The following is a 7,825-nucleotide window of genomic DNA, read 5'->3' as shown; positions in this document are numbered from 1 at the left end:
AAGAACTATTTTTTAGCAAGTTGTTGAAAATACAGCAAATCAAGAAAAATCTATCTCGCATTCCATACCTATGTAGATATATTAATATAGAAGATTTAGCAAGTTAGATTTTCTTGTAAAGTGGTGTAAATAAAATACAAGCACTTCAAATTGTTTGCCAAAGACCTAAAGAGCTTACAAGAGATTCTTTAAAATCATTAAGACTTGAGCTGAATAAACATGGTTTTTCAGAAACACAGCTTAATAGTGCTTATAAAAACATGACTAATGAAGATATAACAGCAGATATAATCAGCTTTATTAGACAACAAGCAATAGGAAGTTCATTAATTGACCATGAAGAAAGAATCAAAAAAGCTATGAAGAAAGTCAGAAATCTTCAAACTTGGACTAAAGTCCAAAAACAATGGCTAGATAAAATTGAAAAGCAGCTTTTAAAAGAATGTATAATAGATAAAGAATCTTTTAATAGTGGAGCATTTAAAAAGAATGGTGGATATGATAGAATTGATAAGTATTTTGAAGGAAAACTAGATGAAGTAATAGAGGTTATAAATGACAACTTATATGATGAGAGGGGACTAGCATAATAATGAATAATCAAGAAATAGTAACTAAACTATGGAACTTATGTAATGTACTAAGAGATGATGGAATTACATATCACCAATATGTAACTGAACTTACTTATATATTATTCTTAAAAATGGCAAAAGAAACAGGAGTTGAGGGTAATATTCCAGAGGAATATAGATGGGATAATCTTGTAGAAAAAGAAGGAGCAGAGCTTAGAAGTTTTTATAGAAGGCTGCTTCTTGATCTTGGAGAAAAAGGCAATGGCAGAGTAAAGCAAATATATGCAGATGCCAATACTAACATAGAAGAACCTAAGAACCTTGAGAAAATTATTAAATCTATAGATTCACTAGATTGGTATAGTGCAAGAGAAGAAGGACTTGGTAATTTATACGAGGGACTTTTAGAGAAAAATGCAGGTGAGAAAAAATCAGGAGCAGGACAGTATTTTACACCAAGACCGTTAATAAATGTAATAGTACAGCTAACAGATCCAAAACCAGGAGAAAGATGCAACGACCCTGCTTCAGGAACTTTTGGATTTATGATAGCAGCAGACCAATATATAAAAGAGAAAACGGATGATTTGTTTGATTTAAGTGAAGAAGAACAAGACTTTCAAATAAAAGAAGCTTTTTCAGGATGTGAACTAGTACATGAAACTCACAGACTAGCACTTATGAATGCAATGCTTCATGATATAGAAGGAAATATATATTTAGGAGATTCATTATCTAACCTTGGAAAACAAATGAAAGGTTATGACGTAGTTATGACTAACCCTCCTTTTGGAACTAAAAAAGGTGGAGAAAGACCGACTAGAGATGACTTAACATATCTTTCATCAAATAAACAACTTAACTTCCTTCAGCATATTTATAGATCGCTTAAAAAAGATGGAAAAGCAAGAGCAGCAGTAGTTCTTCCAGATAACGTATTGTTCCAAGATGGTGATGGACAAAAGATAAGAGAAGACTTAATGAATAAGTGCAACCTTCATACTATACTTAGACTTCCAACAGGAATATTCTATGCTCAAGGGGTAAAAACTAACGTATTGTTTTTTACTAGAGGTACTACTGAAAAAGAGAATACTAAAGAAGTATGGTTCTATGATTTAAGAACTAATATGCCATCTTTCGGTAAGAGAACTCCATTTACAGAAAAACATTTTGAAGAGTTCATAAAAGCATATAATGCTGAAGAGAGAAGCAAAGTAGAAGATGAAAGATTAAGTGTATTTACAAGAGAAGAAATAAAAGAAAAAGGAGATACACTGGATTTAGGACTTATAAAGGATGAATCTTTAACTAGTTATGAAGACTTACCAGATCCTATAGAAAGTGCAGAAGAAGCAGTAGCAAAACTAGAAGAAGCAACAGACCTTCTTTTAAGTATTATAAAAGAGCTTAAAAGCTTAGAAGGAGGAAACTAGATGCCTAAGAAGAAAAAGACATTAGAGGAGTTACTAGAAGAAGCTTTAGTGCCAGAGGATGAAGTGCCATATAAAGTTCCTGAGAATTGGGTGTTTACAAATTTAGGTACTTTAATTTCAGTATCATCAGGTAAAGGTCTACCTAAATCTAAGATGAATTCAGAAGGTAGTGTACCTGTTTATGGTGGAAATGGAATAACTGGTGTTCATGATACGTATAACATAGAAGAAGAAAAGATTATTATCGGAAGAGTAGGAGCTAACTGTGGAAATGTTCATATAACCAATACAAAAGCGTGGGTTACGGATAATGCATTTATTGTAAGTTATCCAGATGAAAAATTAAATAAAATGTATTTATATAGATTGTTAAATAAAATTAATCTAGGTCAATATAGCAAATCTTCAGCACAACCTGTTATATCTGGACAAAAAATATATCCTGTATCACTACCCCTTCCTCCGCTTTCAGAGCAAAAGAGAATAGTTGAAAAAATAGAATCTTTATTTTCTAAACTAGACAAATCAAAAGCACTTATTGAAGAAGCTAGAGAAGATTTTAAAAATAGAAAATCATCAATACTTGCAAAAGCTTTTAGAGGAGAGTTAACTAAAAAGTGGAGAGAAGAAAATACTGGTGTTGAATGTGCAGAGACGTTATTAAAAAGAATAGAAGAAGAAAGAGAGAAGTTAAATAGTAAGAAAAAGAAAACTAATGATAGTGACAATATAGAGTCACCTTATGAGATTCCAGAAAAATGGAAGTGGGTAAAAATTGGAGATATAACAGATGTAGTTAGTGGAGGTACTCCAAAAACTTCATGTAAAGAATACTATGAAAATGGTAATATATCATGGATTACACCGGCTGATTTGTCTAATTACCAAGAAAAATATATACATTATGGGAAGAGAAATATAACAGAATTAGGATTAAATAAAAGTTCAGCCAAATTATTAAAAAAAGATACATTACTCTTATCTTCAAGGGCTCCTATAGGATATGTAGTTATTGCAGGAAAAGAATTATGTACAAATCAAGGATTTAAAAGTTTTGAGCCAACTAAAGCAATGTATCATATATATGGGTATTGGTATTTAAAATTTTCAACTGGTTTAATTGAATCATATGCAAGTGGAACGACATTCAAAGAAATATCAGCAAAAAAAGCAAGAATTATTCCTGTTCCTCTTCCGCCGATTGAAGAACAAATACAAATAGTAAAAATACTAGATAAACTTCTAGAAGAAGAATCTAAAATAGAAGAATTAACACAGATTGAAAACCAAATAGAACTTATTAAAAAATCAATACTTGCAAAAGCTTTTAGAGGAGAACTTGGAACTAATGATCCAAGTGAAGAAAGTGCATTAGAGTTATTAAAAGATATATTAAAAGAAAAGTTGTAGAATAAAAACAATCCAAAGTTTAAGAACTACATCTACAAAATGAAGGGGATTAAAATGTTAGTGAATGATTTAAATATTTTTGTATAAAACTCGTATTACAGCTTATTGAAGATACGTTAAGAAAGTTCGTTGTCTGACCGTAGGGAGTTTAGAACTTTTAGTATATTCAATAAGATGTAATGCTTAGTTTTATTAAAATATTTAACACATTCACGTTATTTTAATCCTCTTTATTTTGGATTAACCACCTAAGTTTCTTAGAGGTTTTTGAAAAATGAGAATATGCGAATTTTGGTGAAGTTTTCCTATAAAAAATTATAAAAATGAATGTTGACAAAATTACTTGGGTATAATATACTGAAATCAGAATTCATAGTTAAACACTAGGGATTAAAAGAGGTGATATAGTGAAACTATCAACTAAAGGAAGATATGGATTAAAGGCCATGTTTGAACTTGCTTTAAATCAAGATAATGGACCAGTTCCACTTAAACATATAGCACAAAATCAAAATTTATCAGAACAGTACTTAGAACAAATATTTGCAAAGCTTAGAAAAGCTGGGCTTATAAACAGTATAAGAGGAGCACAAGGAGGATACTTATTAGCTAGAGAAGCTAGTGATATAACTGTAGGAAATATAATAAGAATATTAGACGGTCCTATAGCTCCATCAGATTGTGTTCTTGAAAATGAAACAGAATGCAAAAGGTCGGGACATTGTGTGACTCAAGTTGTATGGGAAAAGATTAAAGAAAGTGTAGACAGTGTTATAGACTCGATTACATTACAAAATATGATAGATGATCATAAAAAACAAAAATAAAGATGAAATGAAGTAGAGGAGGGTGTCAAAATGGAAAAAAGAAGAGTTTATATGGATTATGCAGCTACAACACCTATGAAGAAAGAAGTTCTTGAGGCTATGCTGCCTTACTATAATGATTTATTTGGGAATGCATCTAGTGTACATGCTTTTGGAAGAGAAGTTAAGGGATGTCTAGATGAAGCAAGAGATCAAGTAGCTAAACTTATAAATGCAGAGTCTTCAGAGATTTATTTTACTGGTGGTGGATCTGAATCAGATAACTGGGCAATTAAAGGAGCTGCATTTGCTAATAAAGAAAAAGGAAATCATATTATAACTACTAAGATAGAGCATCATGCTGTACTTCATACTTGTGAATACTTAGAAAAACATCATGGATTTGAAATAACTTATCTTGATGTTGATTCTGAAGGACTAATAGATTTACAAGAACTTAAAAATAGTATTACAGACAAAACTATACTTATATCAATTATGTTTGCTAATAATGAAATAGGAACAATTCAACCTATAAAAGAAATAGGACAAATAGCTAAAGAAAAAGGAGTATTATTCCATACTGATGGAGTTCAAGCTCTAGGAAACTTGCATATAGATGTTAAAGATTTAAATGTAGATTTAATGGCTATGTCAGCTCATAAAATATATGGGCCAAAAGGTGTAGGAGCTTTATATATAAGAAAAGGTGTGAAACTACATTCTATAATTCATGGTGGAGCTCAAGAAAAAAGAAGAAGAGCTGGAACTGAAAATATGGCTGGGATAGTAGGTTTTGGTAAGGCAGCTGAACTTGCAAGAGTTAATTTAGATGAAAATATAAATAAATTAACTGAACTTAAAGAAAAACTTATAAAAGGTGTTTTAGAAAAAATACCTTATACAAGAGTCAATGGAAGTTTAAAGCATAGATTACCTGGAAATACAAGCTTTTGTTTTGAATTTATAGAAGGGGAATCACTTTTATTAAGTCTTGATATGATGGGAATAGCAGGATCTAGTGGATCAGCTTGTACATCAGGATCATTAGACCCATCTCATGTATTAATGGCTATAGGTCTTACACATGAGATAGCACATGGATCTTTAAGGTTATCGTTAGGATACAAAAATACAGAGGAAGATATAGATTATGTATTAGAAACTCTTCCGAAAATAGTAGATAAATTAAGACAGATGTCACCATTATATGAAAAGATAGTTAAGGGAGGAAACTAATAATGTATTCAGAAAAAGTAATGGATCACTTTATGAACCCTAGAAATGTTGGGGAAATAGAAAATGCAGATGGTATAGGAGAAGTTGGAAATGCTAAATGTGGAGATATAATGAAAATCTACTTAAAAGTAGAAGATGATATTATAAAAGATGTTAAGTTTAAAACATTTGGATGCGGTTCTGCAATAGCAACTTCAAGTATGGCTACAGAAATGGTGATAGGAAAAAGTCTTCAAGAAGCTTTAACTCTTACAAACAAAGCAGTTGCTGAAGCTTTAGATGGACTTCCGCCAGTTAAGATGCACTGTTCAGTTCTAGCAGAACAAGCTATAAAGTCAGCTATAATAGACTATGCTAATAAAAATAATGTTCATGTAGAAGGACTTGAAGATGTAGAAATAGAGGATGACCATGATCATCACCATGATATAGAGGAAGAAGAATAAAAAATTACCCGGGAAAATTCTCGGGTTTAATTTTTTTTAAAATATTATATAATAATAGTTGTATAATTACATAATAAAAATAAAAAATAAGAATAATTTAGTCTAAAAAATTAATCATAAGAATAGATAGAGGTGGTCTTTTTGAAAAAAAGAGTAATGATAGGAATGAGTGGTGGAGTAGACAGTTCTGTCGCAGCATATTTACTAAAAGAGCAAGGGTATGATGTCATAGGAGTAACTATGAAGCTTTGGCAGGATGAAGATGAGGAAATAATGGAAAGAGAAGGTGGTTGTTGTTCTTTATCCGCTGTTGAAGATGCTAGAAGAGTTGCAAATAAAATAGGTATTCCTTTTTATGTTATGAACTTTAAACAAGTTTTTAAAGATAAAGTAATAGATTATTTCATAGATGAGTATTCCAAGGGAAGAACACCTAATCCTTGTATAGCTTGTAACAAATATATTAAATCGGGTGAGTTTTTTGAAAAAGCTAAACAGTTGGATTGTGATTATATAGCTACTGGACATTATGCTAAGATAGAACATGATAAAGAATCGGGTAGATATTTACTTAAAAAATCCATAACTGATGCAAAAGATCAAACGTATGCTCTATATAATATGACTCAACATGAGCTTGAGCATACTCTATTTCCGCTTGGATATTATACAAAAGATAAAATAAGAGAGATAGCAGCTGAAGTTGGACTTATAGTTGCAAATAAGCCTGACAGTCAGGAAATATGCTTCGTAAAGGATAATGATTATGCAGGATATGTAAAGCGTCATACGAATAAACAAATAAAAGAAGGATACTTTATAGATAAAGAAGGAAACATACTGGGAAAACATAAGGGAATAATACACTATACTATAGGTCAAAGAAAAGGACTTGGCATAGCTCTTGGAAAGCCTATGTTTGTAGTTGATATATTACCAAAGAAAAATGCAGTAGTTTTAGGAGACCATGATGATGTATTTAGTCAAGGATTAATAGCTACTGATGTAAATTTTATACCTTTTGATGATATAGAAGAACCTATTAAAGTTCAAGCTAAAGTTAGATATTCTGGTAAACCGGAAAATGCTACGGTTTATAAAGAAGGAAAAGATAAAATAAAAATATTATTTGATAAAAAGCAAAGAGCTATAACTGCTGGTCAATCTGTAGTTATGTATGATGGAGATATTGTCATAGGTGGAGCCATAATAGAAAAAAGAATATAAATCGAAACTTAATTCAGATGGAGTTTTTACCCCATTTGAATTTTTAGCTGAGCTAATCCAGAAACTGTTAAGTTCTTAACTACAGCCTTAAAGAGGATGGAGTTTTAGAACTTTTAGATTTCGGATAAATATGAAAATTTTACTCAGTATATATTTTTCTCCTTTGTAAAAAATAGTTTTAGAAAGGGGTGAATAATATTGAAGAATAATAATAGTGTTATGACAAATCCTATGGTTATAGGCGGAGTTATAGGAGCAGCAGCTTCTATGTATGCAGTGTCTAGAATGAATATGGGACAAAGAAGAAGAATGTATAGAACAGGAAGAAATGTTGCTAAAGTTGCAAATAATGTAATGAATAGAATGGATAGAGGTTTCTTTTAATTATTGACATAATTTGATTTTGAATATAAAATTTAATTATGTAAAAATTCATATTTAAATACTGTGAAGAGAATTAGTAGATTGATTGATTCTTATAGAGAGGAAACCCTAGGCTGGAAGGTTTCTAGATAAATCTATCGAAGCTGTCTCGGAGTAGCGTTTTTGAAACAATTAAGTAGAAAACGTCGGATGTGACTCCGTTAAAACTAAGGCTTTATCCTGAGACTGCTTTGCAGTTGAAGTAGGGTGGTACCGCGAAATCAATCCTCGCCCCTATGTTCTATCATAGAGGCGAGGATTTT

8 protein-coding genes and 1 other annotated feature are annotated in these 7,825 nt (G+C 31.1%); all 8 genes read left to right on the top strand.

Features of this window, described 5'->3' with window-relative positions; genetic code table 11:
• Positions 1–134 precede the first annotated feature (134 nt).
• The 8 genes from Tmeso_RS13705 (at position 135) to Tmeso_RS13670 (ending at position 7,523) form a co-directional block, all read left to right on the top strand.
• Positions 135–590 (top strand): type I restriction-modification enzyme R subunit C-terminal domain-containing protein, encoded by a 456-nt coding sequence (locus Tmeso_RS13705; protein WP_278281494.1) that lies wholly within the window; start codon positions 135–137, stop codon positions 588–590.
• 2 nt (positions 591–592) lie between these two features.
• Entirely contained in the window at positions 593–2,011 is a 1,419-nt protein-coding gene (locus Tmeso_RS13700) for a class I SAM-dependent DNA methyltransferase (RefSeq protein ID WP_099192160.1), read from the top strand.
• On the top strand, positions 2,012–3,421 hold the full coding sequence (locus tag Tmeso_RS13695; protein WP_099192158.1) for a restriction endonuclease subunit S: 1,410 nt from the start codon (positions 2,012–2,014) through the stop codon (positions 3,419–3,421).
• Between the two features lie 407 nt (positions 3,422–3,828).
• The gene (locus Tmeso_RS13690) at positions 3,829–4,248 is read left to right on the top strand and encodes an RrF2 family transcriptional regulator (RefSeq protein WP_099192156.1); all 420 of its coding nucleotides are present in this window, start codon (positions 3,829–3,831) and stop codon (positions 4,246–4,248) included.
• Positions 4,249–4,278: 30 nt separating this feature from the next.
• On the top strand, positions 4,279–5,466 hold the full coding sequence (nifS, locus tag Tmeso_RS13685; RefSeq protein ID WP_099192154.1) for a cysteine desulfurase NifS: 1,188 nt from the start codon (positions 4,279–4,281) through the stop codon (positions 5,464–5,466).
• Positions 5,466–5,912, top strand: coding sequence for a Fe-S cluster assembly scaffold protein NifU (gene nifU, locus Tmeso_RS13680; protein ID WP_207653860.1), 447 nt, complete (start codon positions 5,466–5,468; stop codon positions 5,910–5,912). The genes nifS and nifU overlap by 1 nt, the downstream gene beginning before the upstream one ends.
• Positions 5,913–6,053: 141 nt before the next feature.
• Positions 6,054–7,139, top strand: coding sequence for a tRNA 2-thiouridine(34) synthase MnmA (mnmA, locus tag Tmeso_RS13675; RefSeq protein WP_099192151.1), 1,086 nt, complete (start codon positions 6,054–6,056; stop codon positions 7,137–7,139).
• A 198-nt stretch (positions 7,140–7,337) separates the two neighbouring features.
• Positions 7,338–7,523 (top strand): hypothetical protein, encoded by a 186-nt coding sequence (locus Tmeso_RS13670; RefSeq protein WP_099192149.1) that lies wholly within the window; start codon positions 7,338–7,340, stop codon positions 7,521–7,523.
• Between the two features lie 54 nt (positions 7,524–7,577).
• Positions 7,578–7,801: a binding site (T-box leader), on the top strand.
• The last annotated feature ends 24 nt before the right edge of the window (positions 7,802–7,825 follow it).

This window comes from Tepidibacter mesophilus (assembly GCF_002724055.1).
GTDB classification, from domain to species: domain Bacteria; phylum Bacillota; class Clostridia; order Peptostreptococcales; family Peptostreptococcaceae; genus Tepidibacter_A; species Tepidibacter_A mesophilus.
Note: the sequence above shows the minus strand (reverse complement) of the source record. Positions and strands in the feature narration are given on the sequence as shown.